A 24,257-nucleotide genomic window follows, 5' to 3' on the forward strand; every position below is an offset into this window, starting at 1 on the left:
CCGACCAGCACCCCTATGATCGCGAGCCGGGCGCGCCTCCTGCGTGGCGTCCTTCGGCAAGAGGGCCAATCGACGCCGAGCCCGAGGCCGCAAATGACACCGCGGGCGAATGGCCTCTGCTACCGTTTCCTGATGGCTCGTGCGCCACCTGCTGAGCTGTGACGCGGCGTCTCCACGCGTCATCGGAGTGAGGGCCCCGGCTTGAGGGAGTTTGGGTACGCCGGGGCCGCTCCGCCAGCTTGGGCGAGCTAGCGCGAATTAAATATCCGCGCGCCTTTCTGTTCCTTCAAAGCGTCAACCCGTGGCTCACGTCTCTGCCGGCTGTGTGCAATGGCGCGAAAGGGCTTCGCCTTGCAATTGTGCCGATCGTCTGGTGTAATGCTCAGATTGTCGAGATGTTTTTGCGGTCTTATTATTTTGAGGTCGTGATGAGTATTTCTGATCGTATCCCCTATGCCGCTATCGCCTTGCATCAACGTGTCGCCTTTCTAGAACATCAGATTGCAGAATTGGGCGTGTTGCGACACCGATTAATGCAAGCTGAGTTGCGACGCTACCGGTTAAGGTCGAGCCGGCGAGCTTCCGAAAAATCGCACACTCGCCGTCACGGTAGATAACCTTCCGCGCTCAACCGACAAAGAGTTGCCGGCTCCCGCTTGTAAGCCCAGGCTATGGGAACACGTGAGTCGGGGGATTCATGGAACGGAAGCCGTTTGAGAGCATGTCGGTTGAAGAGCTGTGGCAACTCCACACAGTCGTTAATGACATTCTTGCCGTGAGGCTCGTGGCCAAGAAGCAAGAGCTGGAGCGACGGCTTGGCCTGCTCAGCCGAGAAGACAAGACTCCTCGCAGCTAAGCATTGAGAGAGAGATATAAGGAAGGTGCCCCTCAGTTGCGCCTTTCTGCCGGCGGATTCTCTTTTGCCGACGGATGAAGAGGCAAAAGATCGAGAAGAGAAATTCTAGATGCTCATCGGCCCGTCTCAGCAGCCCGATTTATTGTGATATGGCAGCCAACATCAGAGCGGCTTTGAGGCGAATTTCGTCCCGTGTAGCCCGCCAGGAAGGCTGCACCGAAGGTCTCGCCTTCGCCCTACTCCGCAGGAGAGGTGACGCCCTGCGCTATGAGCGGCGGCAACCGGCCGCAACCTTCGCTGTGGATCCAATAACGACAGATGCAGTCGGCTCACTGAGAGGACGCGCCCGATCAGCTGTGGCAGATGGAGTTCAAGGGCCACATGCCCCTTGCCAGCGGGAGGCGTTGTCATCCACTGACCATGGTCGACGATCACTCGCGCTATGCTGTGTGTCTGAAGGCATGCGTCAACGAGCAGCGTTCCGCCGTGCGGGGGCATCTGACCGATACCTTTCGCCGCAACGGCCTGCCGGAGACCTTCTACATCGACAATGGCTCCCCCTGGGGCGATACGTCCGGTGTTCGCTGCAGAGCGGGCTCGCTGTCGTTCAAACCGGCATTGGTCAGGCCGCCCCCGATATAGCTTGTCGCGTCGCACGGATGCGCATGCACGATGGGCCGGCGGTCGGCGGCAGTGCCGACGCTCGGTCCTCGTGCTGCGGATTCAGGTGCGGATCTCCTAGGCACGGGGCCGACTATCTGCGGGACGGCGCGAGAGACGGCCCCGGCTTCAGGGGGCTTTTGGGTCGGCCGGGGCCGAGCCGCCAGCTCAGGGCGGCGAGCCAGCAAATCTTCAAGCAACATCCCGTGCGGGGGCTTCTAAGGAGCGCGGTGCAACCCAAATTCCTAGCAGTCGTCGTCCAGGCATGACATGATGATCCATATTTGCGTTTCGGAGGGAAAGCCCGATGCGCCTTGTTTTGCCTTATCTCGGGATTTGTCTTTGCGCGTCACTCGCGGCGTGGTTGTCCTTCACGCTGCTCTATTGACCGAGCAAATCATCGCCAGGTGTCAGCAGCCGCACGTAGGTACCGCTCTCGTGCAGGTCGAGCCAGCCGCGTTCGACGGCATACTTGATGCCGGCACCGAACTCTGTGCCGCTTCTCTTGAGCATGTAGAGGAAAGGAGCCGCTTCTATTTTTTTAGGAGCAATCCCATCTCTCGCGCCATCCGCTTCACCGATCCGGTATGCCGCCCGAGGACTGCCGCAATTTCCGACGCGGCGCGCCGACGTGCCATCGCGGCAAGCCTCTTTCGCTCTCGGTCCACTGCTTTGGCTTGGATGATTTCATTTCGAGATCATCCGGCTGGCTCGACGAAATCGATATTGGGAAATTTCCGGGTGGCAACCCTTGACGGCTTGGTGCAGGCCGGAGTCTGATCACCGGCATGGGGCGACATCAGCACGACATCAACGATCTCGCGCGCATGGAGCGCATCTGCCTGGATTTGGCGGAGGAGAGCAGGGTGCCCAGAGAGGCCGGCGCATTGCGCGAGATGGCGGAAAACTACGGTCGAGAGGCTGCGAAACTGATCGTGGCTAGGACCGTAGATTGCCCGCGACGGGAACGAAAAAAAACGAGCGATTTCAGCAAGGTTGACAAGACACCCCTGGTCCCGAACGCGCCGAGGCGTCCAGCGCTTTGCCGACAACCTCAGGGTTGCTGCAGGGGTAATTTTGTCGGCACTGATAAGCTTTGGGCGCAAAGCTTATCAGTTGGAGACACTACGCTAAGCCGATGCGTCAAGGCGGCAGTTACGGTGACGATCACCTCGCGGCCGGCAACTCCTGCGTAAGCTAGCTGAATATCGCGCTGAGCGCTCTAGCGCGGATCGATGTCGGGCTTCGTAGGCGGATCGGAGGTTGTCGCGACCGACTTGGAAGTTCGTCGTGCGGGGACTTTACTCCAGCCGGTCGCGTGAACGCAACGCGGCACCTCGTGAGCGGGCCGTTTGGGCCGGCATCGTCGCCGACGCCTCAGCGGATCATGGTCTTCCGCTCCGCTCCGTCTCGCCTGGGTACCACTTCGAACGCCGAAGCCAAACGGCGCGGCTGGAGCAGGACAGCGAACTCTTCGAGCGGTAAGGGCCGAGAAAAAAGATAACCTTGCGCCATGGTCGCGCCGTTTTCGGCCGCGAACTGAAGGTCTTCGGCCGTTTCAACGCCTTCGACGACCGTTTCGAACCCCAATTCGTCCGCAAGTCCGAGCGCCAGACGAAGGATCGTCTGCTTTTCGCGGTCGTCGGCGACACCTGTTACGAGCGTACGATCGAGCTTCACGGCGTCGAAGGGGAGCCTCGCCATGGTCGAAAGATTCGAATAGCCGGCTCCGAAATCGTCCATTGCGAACCGTATGCCCAATTGCCTGAGCAGGCTTATTCTCTCGCGCACGACGTCAGGATTGCGCATCGCGACCGACTCTGTGATCTCGATCTCGAGCTTTGGCGGCGGGAAGTCGGCCTCGCGAACGGCCGTGATGATATCCCTGATGAACAGCGGGTCTTCGATTTCCGTCGCTGCGACATTTACGGCGAGCACGAGATTCGAGCCGGCTCGGATCAAGCCCCCGATTTCGGCGAGCGCGCGCCTCAGCACGAAGCGGTCGATCTCCATGATGAGGCCGATCTCTTCCGCGATCTTGATGAAGCGCGCAGGAGGAATGTCGCCCTCCTTCGGGTGATGCCAGCGCGCCAGCGCCTCCACCCCTAGGATGCGTCCATCCCTGCAGGACACCTTGGGCTGGTAATGGACGACGAGCTCTTCATTGCGGATCGCCAAAGCGAGGTCGGTTTCGAGCGCATGGCGCGCACGCGCGATCTCTGCGAGATCCGGAGTGAAGAACGCGCAGGTATTGCGTCCCGAACTCTTCGCGACGTACATCGCAAGGTCGGCACGGATCAGGAGATCGTCATAGGTTGTGCCGTGGGTAGGACAGATCGCAATGCCGATGCTGACGCCGATGGTCGCATGGTTGCTCTGGAGCTTGAAGGAAACCTGCAGCGTCTCGATCATCTCGCGGGCACTGAGGCTCGCGGCTGCGACCGTCTTCATACCAGCGATGATGGCGACGAACTCGTCGCCCCCGACCCGGGCGAGCAGACATTTGCCGGCAGCGCCTTTGGACGTCAGCAAATTGCTCAAGCGCTCGGCCACCATCCTGAGCAGTTCGTCGCCAGCCTTGTGCCCGAAAGTGTCGTTGATGGATTTGAAGCCATCCAGGTCGAGGAAGAACAGCGCTGCGCCCTCTTCCGCGTCGATGAGCGCCGGCGCATCGATGCGCATCTTCTCCCGATTGGGAATGCGGCTCACCGTGTCGTAGAAAGCGAGCTGACGAATTCTTCGCGTGCTGGCCCGCAAATGCGTCAGCATTTGCTCGAATGCGAGGCCAAGGCCGCGGACCTCACCGAGGCCCGTTGCGCGGAATTGAACGTCGAGATTGCCACCCGCGATTTCCTGGGCGGTCTTGGCCAGCGCTGAAAGTCCTTTCGTGAGGTGCCTCACGGCGGCCAATAGCGCGACGACCAAGGCACCGAGCGCCAGCGCCGCGGATGCCAGGAACTGCCACATCAGCGAACGCGTGTGGGATGCGCCGATCTGGAACATCTGATCGCGTGTCGTCGTCACCAGCGATGCGCTCGCAAACGTGCACACCTTGAGCGTCGCCTCGTAATCGACACAGCGCGCGACGTAGTTGCCGTCATCCGAGCGCTGCAGCCCGGCCAAACGCGTCCTGGCGCCGCTGAATCTCGCCCCTTGAGGCCCCGCGGAAGACACGATCTCGCTGTCACCCGTGATAATGACCACGCCGGCATTGGCCAGCGAGGTGAAGTTCTCGAGAGTCCGTTCCGTGCGGCCGAGCGGTCGGATCGCGGCAAGCGCGCCGACGAGGTCGCCAAAGTCGTCAAACACGGGCTCGATCGCGGTGTGCGCGATGGTTTGGCGCTGCGGCAGTCCGAGCGCCGACAACTCACCCAATTTGAGCTCATAAGTGCCTTCCTCACCCTGCGGGTGCGAGCGGCTATTGTCCTTGAGGATCGGGTTGAGATTGATAGAGAGAGCGGTACCTTCGAACGCCTGGTTCAGCGCGAGTAGGTCGAGGGACGTGTTGGCGCCGATCACGCGACCGCTTCCGTCGAAGGCGATCAGCCTTTCGAAGCCGGAGGTCGAAGCTACGATGCTGAGCAGCTCGCGGATGGTCACATCGTTGTTCGAGGCGACGGCCTTGGCGACATCGGCGCGCTGAGCGATCTGACGCAGGCGAGATGCGGTTTCTGCGCCTAGGGCCTCGATTCGCGCTCGCGCCAACTGCGCCTCGCCGTCGAGGCGATGAGCGAGCTGGTCTTCCGAGAGTTCACCCAGTGCCGCAGCCTGGTGCCTCAGTTGCTGCTGCAGGCGTAGCGCCGTCGAGCCACCGATGAGGCCGAGCCCGAGGACGCCGGTCGCGAGCACGACGGCAACAAGGCGCATGGCGATAGACGAGGGGACGCCCGGAATTCCGGACGCAACGGCCCAACGACGCCAGCGGGGTGGCGCCCTCGATGCCTTTTCCGAATCCGTATCAATCGCCGCCACCGCCAGCACCCTGAACTTGCGGGGCCGGTCAATGTCGCTCGCTGAGGCCCCTGAGCGTGTTCCAGGGCGACATTAGGCGAGCGAAGCATTCAATATCGTCTATTTACCGGCTATTTGTGGGTGAGTAATTAACAATCGGTTTTTCGAAACCATCAAATTTTGCGCTTCTGTCCGCCACAGTTGATTCCGAATGGACGGCGTTGCGACAACAGATGGTTTAGGTTTCTTTGCCAGATTGCGCACCTCGTGGTTCGAAGGGGTCTGCCATGGCATTTTCGAGGATAACGGCGGCAATTCTGGGCCTCTGCCTTGCGGGGGTGAATGCCGCTGGCGCCGAAATACCCAGGCTCGACATCGTCGGGACTGGAGATGGCATCGATGTCCTGCGCGTCATCGCGATGAGCTTCATGCAGCAGGAAGGATCGGCACGGATCGAGGTCCCGCCGAGCATCGGTTCTGGCGGAGGCATCGCGGCCGTGGGGTCCGGCAAGGCGATCTTGGGGCGCGTCGCACGCCGGCTGACCGACGCCGAAGCGGCTTCCGGCATCGTCTACAAGGCGATCGCCCGCCTGCCATCGGCTTTCATCGTCCATCCCGCCTGTGGGGTGAGTGCCGTTACAAGCGATCAGCTCGCTGCGATCTATTCGGGCCGCCTCGCGAATTGGAAGGAGCTGGGCGGCGCCGATTTGCGCATCCGCGTCGTGCGGCGCGAGGACCAGGACAGCACTCTCACCGTACTGCGGGCCAGCATGCCCGGCTGGCATGATCTCGAGATCACCGAGAAATCGAAGACGGCGACCACCACACAGGAAGCGATCGAAACGGTTCGCGATGTTCAAGGCGCGGTCGGCTTCGGCCCGTTCTCGCGGCCGTTGGAACAAGGGCTCACAGTGCTTCGCGTGGATGGTCACTACCCGACCGACGCGGACTATCCCTCGAGCGTGGTGCTGGCGCTGATCTATTTGAGGACGTTGCAGGATCCGGACGCCTTGGCCTTTCTACGCTTTGCCGATACGCAGAAGGCGGCCGACCTCATCATCAGCCTCGGTAGTCTACCCGTCAAGCCGTGAGCCGCCGGCGCTGCTGAGCTCCGCGTCGGCTCACAGACCGGGACGATGAGGCTGCTCCCGGCTTCGCCATAGACGGGTGACCTTGTCCATCAGCGATGAGGTTTGCGAGCTCGGCAGGAAGGGATCGGCGTAGCATTGCGCATTGGCCGAGCGCGCCTTGTTCTTCACGGTATCGACGAGACCAACGGGGCCGGCGACGTAGACCGTATCGTCCAGCCCGAGCAAGGGGAGGTAGTGCGACGGGCGCCCGGGCCTGATCGGCAGGGTGGATCCGACCTCCGTCGTCGCAATGACGTCGCGGACACCGTCGTCGATCAGCCACTGCAACGAGGGAAGCATATAGAGGTTGTCGGCATCCCGGCTGCCGGCGACGACCACCATCTCGCGGTTGCGCTGGGTCGAGCGCGCCGAGCGGGCCAGCGCCCAGATCGGGGCCCAGCCTGCTCCGCCGGCGACCAGCACGAGCGGCCCCTGGCCCTGTCGCAGATAGGCTTGTCCGAACGGGCCTTGCACATGCGCCGCATGGCCGGGCCTGATGGCCTTGCCGAACTGCCCCGACACGGTGCCGTCAGGCTGGCGCCGGATGTGGAAGACGAGTTCGGCTTGCTTGAAGGTACCATCGAGTCTGAAGGTCGGGCTGAACTCGCGCGCAGGATAGCCGGAAAACTTGACGCGCACATATTGGCCCGGCCGAAACTCGAGGGGCGCTGAGGTCGTCAGCACGACTTCGGCGATCTCTGGCGAGAGCTCGTTGATCTCGGTCACGGCGCACGCCCGCTTCATCGGCAGCGGCAATTCTTCGAATTCGATCTCTGCGTCGCCAGCGACCGCGGCCTGGCAGGCGAGCACAGTACGGCCGTGGCCTGAGCCGCCGTCATCGACCGAGCCCGACACCACCGTCACCCGGCAGCTCTGGCATTGTCCCGATCTGCAGTCGTGCGGAATCAGGATCGAGCCGCCGAGCGCCGCATCGATCAGGCTTTCGCCGGAGCGGGCTTCGACGAGCTTGCCGTTGAGGACGAGCCGACAATGCCTCGTCATCGCGAGGCCTCCGGGCGCCGCGAATTTCCGCGAGCAGACCGCTGCTCGCCGCGCCAGAATGCGATGCGAGGATGAGGGCGAAACCATGCTTCAGCGCAGTGACGCCGTGGTGCCCTCCGGTCGAGCTCGCGGCCGCCCGTGAGGTGGCTATTTCTCCGTGACGACAAGCACCGGGCGGTTATGGGTCGCATGCCGCGTCTGTGCATGGTCGAAAACAGCGACCCACATGTAGAGATCGCGGGCTGGCACGAAGGCCTTGTCATATCTGCCATCGCTTTTCATGTTGCGCGTCAGCTCGAGCGTCCAATGTCCGTTGCTCCATTTTGAAACGCCGGTGACATTGGCCCGCTCTCCTTCGGTGTCGCCGGCAATAATCACGCCAGGCAAGATCGTGCCAACGGGAATCCTCGCGTCGGCCTCTGGAGCGTAGGGTTCGCTCTCCCGGTCGAACATGTACCAGCGGCCGTTTTCGTCGTCGCTGCTGTCGGGATTGAGATCGAATTTGCCGAGCGCTGCGACCTGCGCCGTCCAGTCCTTGGGAAGCCGCAGAACCGTCACGGGCCCCTTGTCGTCCCTGTGGATGAACTTGAAATTATACGAATAAAGAGAGCGACCTGGCTTGTTCCAATAGCCGCCTTGGTAGCGGGCATCGTAATTTTGCTCGTCCAGGGTCGGGGCGTAGGGCGGGCCGATATATTGGCTGTCGACACGTCCGAGCATGCCCCCGCGCGACGCCTTCCACTGCCACATGTCTATGTAGCTGCCATCCGTCGTGAAGTGGAAGCCCCGGCCGTTGATCGGCATCGGTTTGCCGGGCAGCGGGTTGGCGCCGAGATCCGTCGCGCCTGCGCCGCCGAGCGATGGGTTATCCGAGAAAATAACCGCCAGTTTGTCCTCGTAGAAGTCGACGGCGTCTTGCAGGCCCGCACGCTCGTCGAGGACGTGCCAGCCGTCCTCCTTCTTGATGATCGGAATGCGGCGCAGGGAGCGGGTGGGATCTTCCCAGCGGAAGGCGAAATAGATCTTCTGCCCGTCGTGCAGGGCGCGCACCTCCACGAGCGATTCGCCCGATCCGCTGAGATTGGCACCCTGCTGGGCGCGGATGAAGACCGGGCGCGCGCGCGACCAGGCGGGATCGCCCATGGCGCCATCCAGCTTGGGCGCGTCGCTCACCCGCGCGATGACGAGCGTATCGCGCGTCGCCCAGTCGAGCCCGGCGACGCCGCACGCGATTGCCACCCCGATTGCCGCGGCGACGAGAAGAGGCCGCGGCCGCACGGCCTTCGTGATCGCGAGCGGGGTGGGCCGAAACACGCGGAAAATCTGCGGCCACCCGCCATAGAGATAATGCGCGGCGACATGCGCGAAGATATAGACTAGCGAAACGAAGGCGGCGGTCGAGTGGAGATAAGCCCACCAGCCGCCATAGCCGAGATACATCATGACGCCCGTCGCCGTGAGCAAGATCACGAGCGCATAGACGAACCAGTGCAGGATGACGTTGACAGCTCCCCATTTGAGGCGAGCCGGAGCGCGCATCGCGAGAATCCGCGTCTTTTTGGGGCTGTTGCGCTCGACGAGGCCGCTGCGCGCGAGGTAGGCGACGTAGGCCGACCCGCAGAAGAAGACGGCGAGTCCGGCGAGCAAATGCCAGGAGAAGATCTCGCCCTGTGGCAGGACGGGAGCGAGCCATTTCGAGAAGGGGGCGTGCAGCGCGTCCGCTGCGATGCGTAGGCCGGTAACGAGGCTGACGACGAACGCGAGGGCGGTCGCCCAATGGAGCGTTATCGTCCCGACATCCGTGCGTGGCGGGCCATCGTGAGGCTTTGTTTGAGCGAGGCTTCTCTCGGTCAAGGCGTCGGCGTTCGTTCGAGCGGTGTCATTTTTCATTGCGTAAAGCTTACCCTGGTCAACCGGCAGAGCCACAGCGTCCGGTTCTCGCTCTCCCGGAAAAGCGGACAGCTGCGAATAAACTACCTCCGCGATATCATAAGCAAGTTGTCAAGTCTGGCGAGATCGCTCTTTTGGCGACAATTCGTCCCCAGTTGGCTGTCCTCTGGACATTCGAGAAGGCGCGAGCATCGCGAGGTCCGTGGGATTTCTGGCGGGCAGTTTTGCTCCCCCTTGGGGACACCCTGCTGGCGAAGGCAATCAGGCGAAGCATTGGGGATTTGGCGAGATGGACGTGGTCGCCGAAGCAGCCAAGACGGCGGGTGGCTAGACCATGTCCATCATAGCCTCGGCAGAAACCGTTGACCTACACCAAGCCAGACGGAGAGACGTGGATGACCGCGACATGGGATGAAGCCAAGGGCCTACAGCGTCCTCTTGCAGACGGTGCGCTGCGAATCGTGGCACGAGGGGTGAAAGAGGATCGAACTGCTGCATGAAACACACAGAGGCACGTCCCTACGCACGAGAACTCCTTGAACTCGCCGCAGGCGTGCAGCCGATCAACGACCGCATCCACATCGAGAAGATCAATTATCCCTTCCTCTATACACTCAAAGGAAAAGGTACCGGGTTCGGCGCCGGCATCAGGTGCGCTGTTGAAAAGGGTTGGCTCGAGCTGCACGAAAGTGGGACTTACGTGCGGCTGCTGACGGCTGTCGAACGGGCTGCTCAGTCAATAGATCAGCGTGAATGACAACCACGTCGCCAGTGACGCGCAGAGACCAATTCCGAGATAAGGCAATGCAAGGCGCATCGGGCTTTCCCTCCGAAACGCAATTAAGAATCATCATGTCATGCTTGGACGACGACTGCTAGGAATCTTTGGGTGCAGTCCGCGCGCCTTAGGACCCGGCGCCCGTGGAAAGTTTAATTTCGCTGGTTCGATTGAGCCGGCGGAGCGGCCCCGGCATTAACACCGGCGCCCAAGCCGGGGGCGGCAATGCCCACACATCACTCACGGGCGTTATGCTCAGGATGTAGAGGCCCTCATCCAAGGGTAACAGAGCGAGTTCACGAGCGCGGAAGAAGGTTGTCGATGTGACGATCCCGTCCGCTCTACCAACACGCTTTCGGCGCGATACCAACGGCCCTACCAAAAAAAGTCACCGGATGGAGACCCCGGAGGGAGCAGCGCCTTGGCTTCGGCGTTTGCCTGCTCAACCATGCCGACTGTGACGCGCCGTCTCTTTCGGTCGAGGGATGAGTGTTGGCCGCGCGGCAACGCCCGATAGCGCTGCCCACCAACTAAGTCAGGTTCGCGCTCCTATCGCTAACCAAGGCGACCCGATATCTTCTCGGGGTGATTGAGTTTTGATCGACTTTTGAACCCTGCAAATTTAACCGCGCTTCCGGTGGGGAGCTTTGTTCATGCAAATCGATTTGAGGTCCGCCGAGCGCAGCCCGGCGAGGGATGCTGAGGTGGAGGACTGCCCCTCCGATATTACAACTGCGAGTAAACCCGCCGCGCGAAAGACAACGCCGAAAACACGCACTGGCCGCTCATTCCATTTCCTGACGGTTGGTACGCGACGTCGTGAAACGGTCGAGATCGGCGCCTTACGCGTTGGCGCGGGTCGGGTCGCGGCGGATCGACCGCGCCGATCCGTGCCGGCGTTAGTAGCGGCGGATCAGGTATTTGTGGAGTTCGAGCGTCGCCAGAAGAACTGCCAGTCATGCCGAGCTTAGGAACACTTTTTGGTGCCGCGAGGTTTCCTTCCTCATCAGAGGCCTAGCATTGCGGAGTTCTCTTCCATGGATACCCAGATCGTGATGGACCACACAGGCGAAAGCAGACATTTCTTTGAACAAACTGATCCGAAGGGGCTCGCCGAGGCTGAACGGCGATTTAAGCAGCTCACCAATCAGGGGTTTACTGCCGCGACGCGAAAGGCGGGCAGTGAACTGAAGGTCACACGGTCGTTTGATCCCACCGCGGAAGAGACGCTATTCTATCCGCGTCTCGTCGGCGGCTAAGCTATCCCGATGCGACGATGTTTCTGTCCAGACGCAGCGACGCTAACAATACGCGCTTCCGCGCCCTCCGTGAGCTTTATCGGAGCTTCACCGAGCAAAATGGCCCGGAAGCGCGTTCGCGGCGTCTGCTGCGGGATTGGTTATCTCCAGAGCAGCGCGCGCAATTCGATGCCAACAACTATTTCGAAGTCACCGGTTCTCACACCGGCAGACGATATCGAGTTCAATATGGTACCCTGAGCAATGTTGTAGAGCTCGACGCATCAGGGCAGCCCGCGATCGGCTGGTGTTTCGTTCCCGAACGTCCTCTGGCGGCTGGCGATGTGATGCTCGCCCAGAAGATCGCGCTCGAAACCGACGAAGCCGCAGTGCTCGCGCTTGCCCACCGGTTTTCTCTGAGACTGCCGTCTCTGCCCCGAGTAGTGCGGCGTGCTTACTAGGTCGCCCAAGGATCTAGGGATGCACCGCCAGCGCCTGGTGGTCGACCTGAAGGCCTGGGAGGGCTTCGATTGCAGGCTGGCGATTGCCCAGATAGAGCAGGACATCGCGGCGATAGACACGGGCTGGAGGCGCTTTCGGGGTCTGAAGCCAGTTAGGCTAACGGGCCAACCCGGTGGCGGCGAGTGCGCAAGGAGGACAAGTGCTGCGATCTTTCATCATGACTGCCCTCGCACTGGGTTGGGGATCCTCGTCCGCGCTCAGCCTGACGTCGGAGGAGATCATCGCTAAGCTTCGCGCCGCCGGCTATTCGCACATCCAGGAACTACCAGCCGGAAAGATAAAGACCTACAAGGCCGTCAAGGAAGGCACCGCGCGCTGGCACAGGGATCGCGATCCAGCCAAGTCTAGACGCGCGGTGAAGGAGTATCTGGCGACCCTCAACGATACGGCGTGGGGCGCCGCCAGCGATGTCGTCCCGAAGTTTGTTTCGCCATCCGATCCGGCAGCGCAATGGACCGGGGCTCACAAGGGGGCGGCATTCTTCGCGTACTCCGATAACTATCTGATCGACGTGAAGTTCGGTGTCATCGTTGACGTCGAGGCCTCCCGCGCCATTCGCCAGGCCGAGGTCGGCGCAGCAAAGACCATCGTCGAACGGACCGAGGAGCGCTTCGGTCTCAAGCCAGAACGGCTTATCGGAGATACCGCATACGGGGCTGCTTCGATGCTGAACTGGCTGGTCGAGGAGAAGGGCATCGGGCCGCATATCCCTGTGTTCGATAAGTCGAAGCGGGATGACGGTACCTTCTCGCCGAGCGACTTTCGATATGACCCGGCCGGCGACGTCTATCACTGCCCGGGTGGTAAGCGGCTTGGGACAAGCGGTACCGTGCATGAAGGCAAGACGCTGCTGTATCGAGCAAGCAAGCTCGACTGCGATGTATGCCCGCTTAAATCGCAGTGCTGTCCAAAAGAACCGTCGCGCAAGATCCCGCGCGACATCCATGAATACGCCCGAGACGTTGCCTGGTCGATTGCCGACACCGAAGACTTTGAGAAGTCACGACGTGAGCGCAAGAAGGTCGAGATGCGGTTCGCACATTTGAAGCGCATCCTGAAGCTCGGTAGGCTTCGACTGCGGGGACCAAAAGGCGCTCAGGACGAGTTTGTTCTTGCTGCCATCGCCCAGAACCTGCGGCGGCTCGCGTCGCTGGGCGCTCGTCCACCACCCGCTCGGGCTCTGTGCATTGCGTAGCGTTCGAGTTGCGTAGAGAGCGTCAGGGCCGGCGGATCAAAGCCGGTCGTCCTTAGAGAAATGGCCGAACGATCCATCGCTAACGGCCGACTTCTGCAACAAAATCGGCCAATACCGGAAGTAGCCAACCTGTTCGATCACCCAGTCGACGCGGACGCTGAACGTCGGTGGAAATTCGAGCGATGCCGCTCCGGGCATCAATCTTCCGCACGCTAGGTGACTACCTATCCAAATGCCGCGATTGCAAGCACAACGGCGGCGACGAGGATCGGACCTGCATCGGAGAAAAAGGGAATCATGTGGCTGACCTACGCACTGCCCGATGATCACGAACCTAGAAATATCGCCACGGACAAGCACGCGCAATCTGTGCGCTAGGAACTTTGTTCAATCTCATGATCGTTCTAACATTTGCACTGACGCAGACAGGACAGAAGAACCAAGACTCACTTGCGATTACCCTCGGACCCGGACTGGGATTGTAACCGCACATCGTTCGATGACATTGAAAACCGTCACAAGCATCATAACCCATGAATGCAATTTCAGGGGCGGGATAACCTGAACAATACACTTTCGTTCCAGTCCAGCATTTGCCACCGTTCCCTTTTGAATCACTCTTCACGTATGTCATTCCCAGATCAGTGCAGTCTGCTGGCGACCCATAGCAAAATGGGGCTGTCCCGATCCACATCCCTGACTCCGCAAATGCATCTCTGCTTACCAAGATAGCGGTTAGTGCGAAGACTATCCTGAATAGGATCATAGAAGCCTCCCTACCTGTAACAGATGTGGAGGGGGCACCAGGTGGATACCCTGAGACCCACCGCAGAAGATATTTGAGCAACCAGAGACGCCTGTAAAGAAAAGATCCGCATGTCGCACGACTTACCAGTGGTCAGTCGCACTGCGCGTCGCAAGGCCCAGTGATGACATCAGCGCCCGCAGACTTTCCGTGATCCAGATCAAGGGATTGGCCTACCCCTTGGGGGCCATATACGCCTAGGCAGGCTGGACATGGCTATGATGGCGCAGCGGACAGTTGTGGTCGTGATCGACGACGATGCGAGCCTTCTGAAGAGCGTGGCGCGGCTGTTGGCGTGCCACGGCATTGAGAGCCGGACGTTCGCCTCGGCCGAGGCGTTGCTTGAGAGCGACAGCGTGCAGACGGCAACCTGCTTGCTGCTTGACATTCACCTCGGGGGAATTTCGGGGATCGCGCTGCAGCGCCGGCTTGCGGCATCGGGATCGAAGTGGCCGGTCATCTTCATGACCGCGAGCGACGACGAGGCCACGCGCAATGAGGCGATGGACGCCGGATGCATCGCCTATTTACGCAAGCCGTTCGCACAGGATGACTTGCTGAATGCCCTATCGAAAGCTCAGGCTTAGCAGGCGCAGCCAGAACAAGAACGTTCGGGGGCGCTACGTCGGTTTGGGGTCCAGAGGGGCGGTCCAACCTTGCGCTCTGCCGGGTCCGGTCTAACCCTGACACCCGACTTATCCACGGGCGGCGGGATGATATGATTATCTGCGGCTAAACGTCCGATGCGCAACGGAGTGTTCGATGGCGAAGGAGATCAAACAACTGCGGAAGCAAGCTGAAAAGGCCGCGCGCGCTGCAAAGGCAGTCGCAGATGCTGAGGTATCTCAGGAACTACAAGCCTTAGCACGCGCCTTCAAAAGCCAAGCCGACGTTCTGAAGTCAAAAAGGCGAGCAGGCAAGAAGAGACGGTGAACTTGATCCTTGAAGAACAGCTGTAGAATACTTGGCGATTGGTTGCGCAAGCAGGCTTCAGAGCGGCAGGTCCGATCCGCAACTAACAGATTGGACCACTTGGCCTTGGGGCCAACAGCGGCCATATCGCACCTGCTCACCTTCACCGGCGGCCTCTGGAAATTTCCAACTACTGCTGAGAATTTTCTCCCGCGCGGCCGGTAACGCGACGAGCCCCGCAAGCCGTTCGATCAGGCACGGTATGCTCATCGTTGAGAATCGCGCCGCAATGTTTTCTACTGTGATATTGTGCGCAATCCACGAGAGTTTCGTCGATACGGTGGGCCGGCGGAATTTTCACACCACCTCGGCCGGCAGTCATTAATCATTAGGTCTTGGAACGGAAACGGAGTAGCGTCCTCGTAGCAGTCAAGCGGATTGCTTGCCTGACAGACTGCCAAAACGGCGACGCGCCGAACTCTCCGCCTCCATCTAAATGGCAGCCCAGTGCCGTCGGTAGGCAAAACTTTTTCAAAATTGCTGTTCCAAACACGTGAATGCACCCACGCGTGCGGACTGCTGACCGCGTCGCGCGCCGTAGACTACCTGTTAAGGGAGGAACAACATGAAAATTAGCAATGTAGTTCCCAGCGCATTATCTGTGGCAAAGCATACTTATGTCGCGGCGACCATATGGGTAGCTCCTTCTGCTCTCATCAAATCGGCGCATCTGTTTGAAAGGATTGGACTCGCTACGGTTGGAGGCTCGTGCGGCCTGTACGTGGCCGCAGCATTGATGCGCCTGGAAAACGAACTGTTTGGAAGCGGCTGGTTCATCTTGTTGATGATGCTCTACGGAGCTTTCAGCTTCTATATCGGCATCGATCTGCCTGGCCGTCCTGTTCAGGGAGCGACTTCGAGACTACCGGAAGAGCGGAACCGTGGCACCGATGCGGCTCAGATCTTCAGTGCGGCAGGTACATTCGTTGCGGCGATTGCGGCGTTTCTGTCTGTCAGCATGATTGTCGTTGATCAGGTCGTTTCTGAAGGTTCGATCGTTCTGATCGCAGTCTGTTGGACGATTGGTTCTTCGCTTCAAATTGTGGCCGGCTCCATCGCTCGCAACGGCGTGCTCGAAGATGGTGGCGAGTAACTCCCGCTGCAATTGCTACTGACGCCGCTGGTCTCTTTTTGAGCGCGCGACAGCGAGACGGACAAGACGGAGCAAATAAAGAAAGACATTAGAATCAATAGTCAGCGTGGTGCCTATTCTCCTGGCAGCGGCGTGCCGTAACCAATGTGCGAGAATGACGATGACAGTCCGATCGCGACGTGAAACAGTGGTTTTCAAGTGTCCATTCCGGATCGCGAGTATCGAGCGGCTGTTACCGGCGGGCTCGTATGAAGTCATTACCGACGAAGAGTTGATGGAAGGCTCGTCAATGCCGCTCTATCGGTGCGTCGCTACCAGGATGATGCTGCCTGCCCCGCCACGTAGCTCTGTCGTCGAGATGGTAGCGATCAGTTCGACCGATCTATCCGCGGCGCGCGCGATGATGCGCGGGCGTCCCGAAAGTGATGTGCCTGTTGACATCGGCAAACATCGCGACATGCCCTCGCCAGACTTCCGCCGGATGCTGGCGGAGATCGAAAGCAAGGCGTTACGCGGTCAGCAGCCACTACTTGAATCCGAGCTGCCAGCGAATCCTGCGCAGTCATTGGCGGGCGCCCTCCCAGTGCTGAAAGGGTCTGGTCGGGACCTCCGCATCGATGCGTGCCGTGGTATCGCGCTATGGTGCATCTTTCTTGACCATGTCCCCAACAACATCGGAAGCTGGCTGACGCTGCGGAATTATGGTTTTAGTGATACCGCGGAAGTGTTCATGTTCCTCTCGGGTGTGACCTGCGCGCTGGCTTACGGCAAGGCAAGTCGGTGCGATGGTTGGGCGAGTGTGGTCAGCCGTACGCTGTGGCGAAGCTGGGACATTTATGCGGCATTTCTGCTGCTCACTCTCGCTTGCGCCATCTTGGTTTACCTCGCCGGTGGCGGCACGATTGCCGACGAAAGCAACACGCGCATTCTGCTGGAGCAGCCGGGCGCGGCGCTCGCGCATGCAGCGATCCTGCAATACCGCCCAGTCAACTCCGATGTCTTGCCGCTCTTCGTGATTTATCATCTTCTATTCGCCCCGCTGCTGTGGCTGATGCTGCGAATGCCGAATGTAATGCTTGGCGCGTCACTGTTGCTTTATGCGCTAGTGCACGTCTTCGGTTGGTCCGTCCCGGCATGGCCCAATGACGTCTGGTTCTTCAATCCGCTGGCTTGGCAGTTGCTGGTTGTTCTTGGTGCCTGGTGTGTCATCGAGGGCAAGACGTTCTGGCCGTGGGTGACCTCGCGCACGGCGCTTGCAATTGCCATTCTCTATTTGGTTTTTGGCCTGACGATCGCATTCAGTTGGAGCATTAGACCCCTGGTCCCACAAATGCTGGCGGAGCTGGCTTACCTGCTGGACAAATCGAATCTCTCGCCCTTGCGGCTGCTGCATTTTGTTGCTCTCGCGATTCTGGTTGCGTGGGTCGTGCCTCGCGATTGGCGTTGGCTTACGACTCCGGTGATGCGTGGGGCGATCCGCTGTGGCGAGAACTCCCTGGCAATCTATTGCCTCGGCGTCCTGCTGGCGCTTGCCGGCCGCATAGTACTGATAGATATCTCGGATAGGCTTGCCATGCAGATCACGCTGAGTCTCGCTGGCATCTTGGTCATGATTGCGGCCGCAACGTTCCTGAACTCGATCAGGATCAAACCGGCGGCAAGCACGATCGGCGGGAAGACCATGATCTCCTGAGAATGGTAATGGAAAAACGCGGTAACCTGATGAGAAATCGCCGCCGCTTACGACGTAGCGGATGGATGGCAGTTCGCTTGGAAGGGCGGGGGTCCGCCTTGGGTCAAGATGCGAAGAACTCAAGCTGAGCGAATCCCGTCCGCCGTGCCTCAATAGGCGGACCTCATCGAGGCGCGCCGCTAGTTCGGTGAAGGGCCAACAAGCGACGTCATTCGACAACTTGATCGGCGCGGACGAGCAGCATCGCGGGCAGTGCGAGCCCGAGCGCCTTCGCAGTCTTGAGATTGATACTCAGCTCGAATTTGGTCGGTCGGTAGAAGGGGATATCTCCGGGACTGCTGCCTTTAAGAACCTTGTCGACGAGGCTGGCGAGGCGCCGAAAGGTCTCTGGTAGGTCAATCGAATAAGCCATCAGTCCACCGAGTCGCACGTACTCGCCGTAAGCGTACATTGTGGGAATGCGGCCCGCCGCGGCTAGTTCAACAATAGCCGCGCCACTGGCGAGATGCTCGGCCTCATCTGACACCATGAGCGCATCTGCTCGTTCCATCGAACTGAAGATCCGCTGGTACTCTGTCTGGTAGAAGCCGCTGTCCAGCAGGGCGGCCTTCAGCGAAACACCCGCTCGTTGGGCTGCCTCGCGCGCTGCCGCACCTCTCATGTCTTCCCAGTACGATCGCGACACAAGGTAACCGAGAGTGGACAGTCCCGGCATCGCCTCGACCAGTAGCTCGATCCGCTTTCCAATGAGTTCCAATTCCGTCCCGATGGTGACGCCTGTGATGTTGCCGCCCGGCCGCGCGATGCTGGCCACAAGTCCCAAGGCAACCGGGTCGTTGACTATTGTCACAATCGGAATTGTCGTCGTCGCCATTTTAAAATCCAGCGATAGACGCGCGGCCACCGCTAAAATCAAGTCGGGATGTGTGTTGATCACATCCCGAACCAATTCGGAATAGCGTTCCGGTCGACCTTCTCCCGAGTAGCGATCAACCACGAGGTTTTGGCCCTCGACGTAGCCAAGGCGGCTCAGCTCCTCGAAAAAGGCACGGTATTGCGGCGGACCACTCAGGCCCATTTCGTTGACTTTGAGAGCCGGGCTAACGAAGGCGATCCGCTTTAGTCTCGCCGGTTGCCGCGCTCGCGCCGCGAGTGGCCACGTCGCCGCCGTGCAAGCGAAAAGCGTAATGAACTCGCGCCGTCGCATGTGCCCCCTCACGGGAAAACCTGACCGACCACGCAAAGCCTAGCACTTTACGACGGGACAGGAGCGAGAAAAGGTGGAAATCGAACCTCGGCACTCGCGGACCTATTTCAGCTCAGGGACAAAAAGCGACGGTCGAGGCACGCGCGGCTCGACCTCCGGATTACCGGCAAGAGTGGACGTTGCATTCACTTAAACGCCGTTCGGCTTAGCGGCCAGAAGCCGAAGTGCATGGAAATGAGACCGCCTCCGATCACGCCTTGAGTGGAGACGTGGAATATTCCTGCACAGGTTCGAGCAGAATTCATCTGGTAAGCGCGACATCCTTGAAAGAGGCGACTAGCGCCCTGTCCAGCTTTCCCCTCATACCGCAGATAATCTCGTACGCTGCCGCGCGCGGCATTGTCACCTTGTACGGCCGGTGTTCGATCGGCGCCGCAAAGATATCCGAAATGGTGAGAATGCGAACGATGTCGGTGATGCTCTTCGCGCAGAGGCGGTCAGGATAGCCGCTGCCATCGAGATACTCGTGATGGTGCCGCACCGCATCGAGGACTTCCGGTGAGATGTCCCCGTGCCCCTTCAGCACATCGTAACCCGTCGCCGGGTGAGTTTCGACCAACGCTCGCTCGTCGTCGTCGAGGCGTCCTGGCTTGTCCAGGATCGCCAAGGGCACCCTCGCTTTGCCTATGTCGTGGAACATGGCAGCGGTGGAGAGCCGTTCAAGGTCACTTTTACGAAAACCGAGACTGAGGCCGAAATCGACCGCGACGCCGGTCACGAGCAGGCAGTGCTGGAACGTTCCCTCGTGATGGCGCCGCACCGTGGCCAGCCATTCTGATAGCCCATGCTCGGAAATCCGGTTGGTGATCTTGCGGCCGGCATCTTTGGGACCAGCGACGTCGACCCGCTCCCCGAGGGTGATCGAAGTGAACATCGACGCGATGGCGGTTGCTGCGGCCTCAACCGCATTGTCAGACTTCGAGATGCCGCTCGTCGACCCAGTTCCGTGGGCGGCTGGATCGACCAAAGCGGCCAGGAGCTTGGCTGCCTCGATCTTGCCAGGCAACACCAACGTTGCGCCCAGCGCATAAGCTTGCGAGATGCAAAAGTGGGAGGTTTGCTCGACAAGGAAGATGCGCTTCTTTGCTATGGCGAACCGCGCAGCTCTTTTTTTCAGCGCGGCAATGTTTTCGACCGCCCGCAGGTCGGCACGAACGACGACCGCAGCAGCAGCGTGCGGAAGCTTTGCTTCTACATCGAGCCGCTCGCCGGCAACGGTGAACTGCCCTCCAAAAAGCGAGCAGAGTCCGAAGAGCTTCTCGGAAGTGTCGGCCAATACGTGCACGAGCATGACTGGTGCCTTCGTTCGTCGGGTGCCGGGCTGAATGGCCTTCGGTGGTCCAAGGTCATTGGCTCACTTCGACGAGACTGCTCGGCTCAAGTTGATTTGTGCGCGCCTCTGTCGGTCGCTGTCGTTTGGGTCTTCTTGCCGTTTGCTTGGATAAAGTGGACGCCAGCCGTGGTTCCGTCGATCCAGACCAGCTCGCAGCGTCGATAGGCCAGTCCCGTCGACGACAGCAGCATGAAGAACTCCTTGGCCGAGAGAACATCGAGCGACCCTTCGACTTCGATCTTGGCGCCGGTGTTCGAGATATCGAGCAAGACGCAGCTTCGCCGCCAAGTGCCGTCGGAGCCCATCAAGTTCACGGGCTGTCTGTTGTCCATGCGCACCCGAGGCGCCTTGCGACCGTCGAATTTCATTGGTTTCCTGCCGGTCTTGCAGTGCGACCGTGGGCGCCCGCGGAGATTTCTCCCCAACGAACGGACCATTGGCTGGTCGAGAGATGAAGCGTTTCGAACAGCTCCTGAGCTCGTGCGCGCTCGCCTAGTGAAAGCCCCGCGCCGCGAGTGTTGAGGACGGCCAGCGTGGTCTGCCAATTCAAGCGCGATGCCCGGCACGCCATAACTGGGCCTTCGTAACCGGAGTCTGCCATAACCTGCTCGATGGCCTCAATCGGTGCTGCCGACAGCACCGACAACGCCGTGAACAGGTTGGCTGTCTCACGCCGGATCGCGAACCGATTGACAGTCGAGTCGCTCAGCTTTCCGCTCCGATTGAGCGATATGATCTCCGGCCTCGCAGCGGCGTACTCAGTGTCGTAAGGTCGCTTCGCTGTCGCTAATACTTGCGAGGACGCGTCTGCGTTGGAAGCCTTAATCGCCGGCCGTGGCGATGCCGACAGCAGCTCCCGAACCACCATGTCCGGGGTGTCTGGCCTCAGCGTCAGCGCTTTCGTGATCTCGTCGTCCTCCACAGCCCTACGGACCAAGTTGGCATAGGCCGCGCCTGAGAATTCAGCGCCCGGATTGCCGATGACGGCCAGACAAGTCTTGCTGTTGCCGCGCTGCAATATTGCCTCAGTCACGGGGCTTTCGATCCTGCGCCGGCCAGCAATGGCGCGAAGGTGATCCTCGCTGCCGGACGTCGCGATCGCCACCAGATCAGCCGGCGATAGAGCGGGAGATTTTAGAAGGATCGGGACTGCGATCGCCGGATCGCCGCACGAGGCGAGACGTCGCAGGGTGTTCATCGGAGCAGTACCCAGCTCGGCAAGCGTCGTGCTGAGCTCGGCGAGAGTCGCCGGCGCGATCCGCCGGGCTAAGCGAATTAGAACGTCGTCAAGCAGGCCGACCTGCGGCTCTTGCAATCGGTGATTACCCTCAACGAGCAGCTCGGTGGTGCGCCAGAGCATGCGCGCACAACGTTCGGATGAGCTCCTCGCGATGGTGGCATCCAACTCAGTAATGAGATCGGCCGCAGAAACTGCCCTCATTGGCTGGCCCCAAAATTCATTTTAATATCGTCACGTCAAATCAAACGTATTACGCGCTGAAGTTGTTAAGATTCCTTATATGCCAAACCGTGACATACGGGAGGCTATTATAATTCAACTGAACGGCGCTCCGTGGCGTATTAAAGTACCTGCTGTCCGATGCTGCGGCCGGCGCGTGGACGACTGCCCAACCTGTAACGCAGTCCTTAGGGTGATAGCTGGCACAACTTGCGTGATGGCGGTCCAGCTTTGGACAGCCGCTAAAGTTCGGCATTATGGCCTTAGGGCGAAGAAAGGCTAATGCGGGCGAGCGGTAGCGTCGTTCAGGGACATTGCGGCTGACTCGGCCAAGCAGACGCGCTCATCGCCAGTCGCGAACGTCCGCTACGGGGTCCACAAGCCGACATGCCTCGCATTCAGACGTTAGTCCGCTCTTCGGCAAAGGCCGACAAACCTCCGCCTGTGCATGCGAGACGCTGTCTTGCGACGGAGATCGTAGATTTCATCCGTAGCAATCCGGCTGAGCCGCAAAAGAACGAATGCCATCAAGGCGATTCGGAGGATGGAGTATCCTCGACGAAGTGCATGCTGTTGGGAGGGCCTCCAACACGGCGGCGACTCGCGCCGCGGATCGACCCGCGACAAGGAAGTACGCGCGGTGGCTGTCATTCGGCTTGCAATATTGCCCCCTTAAGCCGGGGGATCGGCGTCCAAAATTGGCTCTGACGCAATTTTGGTGCAGCACTGGTCATGTGGCGCTGATTAGCCGAGCCTGTAGCAAGTCGAGCTTGGCGCGTCCGTACATTTGGCGTTTGACCAGTTTGAGCTTGGTGATCTGGCCCTCGGTCTGTCCGTTGGACCATGACGTCGCGATCGCTGCGCTGACAGCGGCCTTGTCCTTGATGACGCCATTGGCGAAGGACATGACGAGGCTTGCGCGCGCTCGTTCCAACCATGGTTCAAGCTCTACGTGAGCCTTCTTGCGGATCATCGCATGGAAAGCGGCTATGATCTCTCGAGCTTCCACCAAAAGAGGAACGCCTTGCTCGATCGCCGCAATGGTGTCTTCTTCGGAGAGTGGGCATGAATCAGCATCCAAGTCGATCGAATTCCGGGGCGCGCATTGTGCGATTCAGGTCTGAACTGGTCAGGCAGGAGTCGGGACCTATGATGGTCCACCTGTTTGATTTGCCCAGATTACGACCACGAGGCTACGCCAAGTCCTCGCTAACTCATCGGGCGGTGGTGCTCGCCCTCGTAACGGAAGGCCGCCTCAGTCGGCCCTCTCCTTTTCGGCCCTCTTTCCTTTGGTCAATCCGCGCGCATGCGGAAGGGCGTCAGGTTCGAAGCTTTGGCACAACAACCTGCGGCCATCGCTCAGGGGGCGCAAACAGAGCGGCCCCAGCGGGGATGGGGGGCCAAGGGCTGGGGCCGCCATTCCGCACCGGACGTATTCGGCGGTAAGGGTCCGGTGGATCAAACCAAGTCAGTCCGGAACCGATGGTTCCAAAGGCTGTTCCGTCATCGCACATGAACCCTGGCACGCCGTGTGAATAGGGTATGGGGACTTTGCAATGCCCCTCCCGGGCTGGAAGTCGCCGGCCCGCGATCAATTAAGCCGACGGAGTTATGCTTCAGGAGCCTCAACCAGTTTGGTATCCAGGACAAGCGACAAGCTCCTCCACGTTCCCAGAGACCTATGACGAGCTGCCGCGGCGCGCGCAGCGGTATCGCTACGTTCGCAGAATTCGACGAGCGTCGCCGCCCAGAAGCTGGCGGGGTAGTCAAAGGGGTGCATCGACGCCCAGCGCCGCGATCGTCCGTCGGGTTAGGGCGCCGGACAATCACCGGACGAGCGCACGACTTGCTTACTGCGGCAAATTGGGCTGCGCCCCACTGCGAGATGTGATCAATACTGCCCTGAGCCCGTACAGAACAGGCCAAGACCGGATTACGATTTCCGGTCCTCCACTTGTTCTGAAATCACGACAGTCGCTCGCCCTGTCCTTGGCGGTCCACGAGCTTGCTACTAACGCGTTGAAGTACGGCGCTCTGAGCGTGACAAGCGGCCGCGTGTCGGTTGTGTGGTCATCCGAAGATCAAGCGGGTGATCAAAAGTTTGTCTTCGTCTGCCAAGAATTCGGAGGCCCATCTGTGTCGGAGCCGACCGTGAAAGGCTTTGGCTCACGCCTCATTTCGAGAACACTGGAAGAGGATTTCCGAGGGGCGGTTACTGTGTCCTACGGATCGAGCGGGCTCACTTGCCGTCTCACTGCCCCCGTTGCAAATCTAAAAACTTCACCGCAATAGCAGAAGTCTTTTACCCGAGCTACGTTGTCGTCCGTTAAGAAGCCGAATTGAGCGGGAGCGGACAGGCAAGCGTATGCGATAGCTGGATCAGGAAGAGGCACAAGAGTTCTCTGAGCCAGGC

The 24,257-nt window shown here is 60.1% G+C and carries 16 protein-coding genes and 4 pseudogenes; 12 read left to right on the plus strand and 8 right to left on the minus strand.

Annotated elements, in window-relative coordinates:
• Positions 1–1,192 precede the first annotated feature (1,192 nt).
• Together ABIB80_RS34695 and ABIB80_RS34700 are read left to right on the plus strand one after the other, a co-directional pair.
• Positions 1,193–1,429, plus strand: a pseudogene (locus ABIB80_RS34695) (DDE-type integrase/transposase/recombinase); the annotation flags it as partial.
• A 357-nt stretch (positions 1,430–1,786) separates the two neighbouring features.
• Positions 1,787–2,296 carry a hypothetical protein gene (locus tag ABIB80_RS34700; protein ID WP_219681331.1) on the plus strand — a complete coding sequence of 170 codons (510 nt, stop codon included), beginning with the start codon at positions 1,787–1,789 and terminating at the stop codon, positions 2,294–2,296.
• A 597-nt stretch (positions 2,297–2,893) separates the two neighbouring features.
• Here the strand turns inward: ABIB80_RS34700 and ABIB80_RS34705 are convergent.
• Positions 2,894–5,383 carry a bifunctional diguanylate cyclase/phosphodiesterase gene (locus ABIB80_RS34705; RefSeq protein WP_007601719.1) on the minus strand — a complete coding sequence of 830 codons (2,490 nt, stop codon included), beginning with the start codon at positions 5,381–5,383 and terminating at the stop codon, positions 2,894–2,896.
• Between the two features lie 371 nt (positions 5,384–5,754).
• On the opposite strand from ABIB80_RS34705, the gene ABIB80_RS34710 reads away from it, so the two are divergent.
• Positions 5,755–6,558 carry a substrate-binding domain-containing protein gene (locus ABIB80_RS34710; protein WP_219681333.1) on the plus strand — a complete coding sequence of 268 codons (804 nt, stop codon included), beginning with the start codon at positions 5,755–5,757 and terminating at the stop codon, positions 6,556–6,558.
• A gap of 30 nt (positions 6,559–6,588) precedes the next feature.
• Here ABIB80_RS34710 and ABIB80_RS34715 read toward each other — a convergent pair whose 3' ends face one another.
• Both ABIB80_RS34715 and ABIB80_RS34720 read right to left on the minus strand, forming a co-directional pair.
• Complete coding sequence (locus ABIB80_RS34715; protein WP_219681336.1) at positions 6,589–7,599, minus strand: 2Fe-2S iron-sulfur cluster-binding protein; 1,011 nt, start codon at positions 7,597–7,599, stop codon at positions 6,589–6,591.
• Between the two features lie 147 nt (positions 7,600–7,746).
• On the minus strand, positions 7,747–9,453 hold the full coding sequence (locus ABIB80_RS34720; protein WP_354129117.1) for an ethylbenzene dehydrogenase-related protein: 1,707 nt from the start codon (positions 9,451–9,453) through the stop codon (positions 7,747–7,749).
• Positions 9,454–9,857: 404 nt separating this feature from the next.
• Between ABIB80_RS34720 and ABIB80_RS34725 the strand changes: the two are divergent.
• The 9 genes and pseudogenes from ABIB80_RS34725 to ABIB80_RS34765 all read left to right on the plus strand — a co-directional run.
• Positions 9,858–9,989 (plus strand): annotated as a pseudogene (locus ABIB80_RS34725) (SOS response-associated peptidase); the annotation flags it as partial.
• Positions 9,986–10,246, plus strand: coding sequence for a hypothetical protein (locus ABIB80_RS34730; protein ID WP_007601725.1), 261 nt, complete (start codon positions 9,986–9,988; stop codon positions 10,244–10,246). The pseudogene ABIB80_RS34725 and the gene ABIB80_RS34730, both read left to right, overlap by 4 nt.
• A 1,058-nt stretch (positions 10,247–11,304) precedes the next feature.
• Entirely contained in the window at positions 11,305–11,526 is a 222-nt protein-coding gene (locus ABIB80_RS34735) for a hypothetical protein (RefSeq protein WP_007601727.1), read from the plus strand.
• A gap of 17 nt (positions 11,527–11,543) precedes the next feature.
• Positions 11,544–11,966, plus strand: a complete 423-nt coding sequence (locus ABIB80_RS34740; protein WP_007601728.1) for a hypothetical protein — start codon at positions 11,544–11,546, stop codon at positions 11,964–11,966.
• Between the two features lie 392 nt (positions 11,967–12,358).
• Positions 12,359–13,222: pseudogene (locus ABIB80_RS34745) on the plus strand (transposase); the annotation flags it as partial.
• Positions 13,223–14,245: 1,023 nt separating this feature from the next.
• The gene (locus tag ABIB80_RS34750; RefSeq protein ID WP_035994456.1) at positions 14,246–14,614 is read left to right on the plus strand and encodes a response regulator transcription factor; all 369 of its coding nucleotides are present in this window, start codon (positions 14,246–14,248) and stop codon (positions 14,612–14,614) included.
• Positions 14,615–14,789: 175 nt separating this feature from the next.
• A complete protein-coding gene (locus ABIB80_RS34755) occupies positions 14,790–14,960 on the plus strand; it encodes a hypothetical protein (protein ID WP_198288278.1) in 171 nt (56 codons plus the stop codon).
• Between the two features lie 604 nt (positions 14,961–15,564).
• On the plus strand, positions 15,565–16,092 hold the full coding sequence (locus ABIB80_RS34760) for a hypothetical protein (protein WP_007601733.1): 528 nt from the start codon (positions 15,565–15,567) through the stop codon (positions 16,090–16,092).
• Positions 16,093–16,252: 160 nt separating this feature from the next.
• Positions 16,253–17,785 (plus strand): OpgC family protein, encoded by a 1,533-nt coding sequence (locus ABIB80_RS34765; RefSeq protein WP_473368169.1) that lies wholly within the window; start codon positions 16,253–16,255, stop codon positions 17,783–17,785.
• A gap of 208 nt (positions 17,786–17,993) precedes the next feature.
• Here the strand turns inward: ABIB80_RS34765 and ABIB80_RS34770 are convergent, their stop codons facing one another.
• The 5 genes and pseudogenes from ABIB80_RS34770 to ABIB80_RS34790 form a co-directional block, all read right to left on the minus strand.
• Positions 17,994–18,992 (minus strand): ABC transporter substrate-binding protein, encoded by a 999-nt coding sequence (locus tag ABIB80_RS34770; RefSeq protein ID WP_219681342.1) that lies wholly within the window; start codon positions 18,990–18,992, stop codon positions 17,994–17,996.
• 301 nt (positions 18,993–19,293) lie between these two features.
• Positions 19,294–20,343, minus strand: coding sequence for an HD-GYP domain-containing protein (locus ABIB80_RS34775; protein WP_354129118.1), 1,050 nt, complete (start codon positions 20,341–20,343; stop codon positions 19,294–19,296).
• Positions 20,344–20,429: 86 nt separating this feature from the next.
• Complete coding sequence (locus ABIB80_RS34780; RefSeq protein WP_354129119.1) at positions 20,430–20,753, minus strand: PilZ domain-containing protein; 324 nt, start codon at positions 20,751–20,753, stop codon at positions 20,430–20,432.
• Positions 20,750–21,826, minus strand: a complete 1,077-nt coding sequence (locus ABIB80_RS34785; protein WP_007601741.1) for a DUF2336 domain-containing protein — start codon at positions 21,824–21,826, stop codon at positions 20,750–20,752. The genes ABIB80_RS34780 and ABIB80_RS34785 overlap by 4 nt, the downstream gene beginning before the upstream one ends.
• Before the next feature lie 748 nt (positions 21,827–22,574).
• Positions 22,575–22,916: pseudogene (locus tag ABIB80_RS34790) on the minus strand (transposase); the annotation flags it as partial.
• Between the last annotated feature and the right edge of the window lie 1,341 nt (positions 22,917–24,257).

This window comes from Bradyrhizobium sp. i1.15.2 (assembly GCF_040548425.1).
Taxonomy (GTDB): domain Bacteria; phylum Pseudomonadota; class Alphaproteobacteria; order Rhizobiales; family Xanthobacteraceae; genus Bradyrhizobium; species Bradyrhizobium canariense.

What these genes read in the sequence shown, in the direction of transcription:
- ABIB80_RS34765 (WP_473368169.1), top strand. Translation starts at nt 16,253, where the DNA reads ATGACAGTCCGATCGCGACGTGAAACAGTGGTTTTCAAGTGTCCATTC.
- ABIB80_RS34740 (WP_007601728.1), top strand. Translation starts at nt 11,544, where the DNA reads ATGTTTCTGTCCAGACGCAGCGACGCTAACAATACGCGCTTCCGCGCC.
- ABIB80_RS34760 (WP_007601733.1), top strand. Translation starts at nt 15,565, where the DNA reads ATGAAAATTAGCAATGTAGTTCCCAGCGCATTATCTGTGGCAAAGCAT.
- ABIB80_RS34750 (WP_035994456.1), top strand. Translation starts at nt 14,246, where the DNA reads ATGATGGCGCAGCGGACAGTTGTGGTCGTGATCGACGACGATGCGAGC.
- ABIB80_RS34785 (WP_007601741.1), bottom strand. Translation starts at nt 21,826, where the DNA reads ATGAGGGCAGTTTCTGCGGCCGATCTCATTACTGAGTTGGATGCCACC.
- ABIB80_RS34770 (WP_219681342.1), bottom strand. Translation starts at nt 18,992, where the DNA reads ATGCGACGGCGCGAGTTCATTACGCTTTTCGCTTGCACGGCGGCGACG.
- ABIB80_RS34730 (WP_007601725.1), top strand. Translation starts at nt 9,986, where the DNA reads ATGAAACACACAGAGGCACGTCCCTACGCACGAGAACTCCTTGAACTC.
- ABIB80_RS34755 (WP_198288278.1), top strand. Translation starts at nt 14,790, where the DNA reads ATGGCGAAGGAGATCAAACAACTGCGGAAGCAAGCTGAAAAGGCCGCG.
- ABIB80_RS34735 (WP_007601727.1), top strand. Translation starts at nt 11,305, where the DNA reads ATGGATACCCAGATCGTGATGGACCACACAGGCGAAAGCAGACATTTC.
- ABIB80_RS34780 (WP_354129119.1), bottom strand. Translation starts at nt 20,753, where the DNA reads ATGAAATTCGACGGTCGCAAGGCGCCTCGGGTGCGCATGGACAACAGA.
- ABIB80_RS34710 (WP_219681333.1), top strand. Translation starts at nt 5,755, where the DNA reads ATGGCATTTTCGAGGATAACGGCGGCAATTCTGGGCCTCTGCCTTGCG.
- ABIB80_RS34705 (WP_007601719.1), bottom strand. Translation starts at nt 5,383, where the DNA reads ATGCGCCTTGTTGCCGTCGTGCTCGCGACCGGCGTCCTCGGGCTCGGC.
- ABIB80_RS34775 (WP_354129118.1), bottom strand. Translation starts at nt 20,343, where the DNA reads ATGCTCGTGCACGTATTGGCCGACACTTCCGAGAAGCTCTTCGGACTC.
- ABIB80_RS34700 (WP_219681331.1), top strand. Translation starts at nt 1,787, where the DNA reads ATGATGATCCATATTTGCGTTTCGGAGGGAAAGCCCGATGCGCCTTGT.
- ABIB80_RS34715 (WP_219681336.1), bottom strand. Translation starts at nt 7,599, where the DNA reads ATGACGAGGCATTGTCGGCTCGTCCTCAACGGCAAGCTCGTCGAAGCC.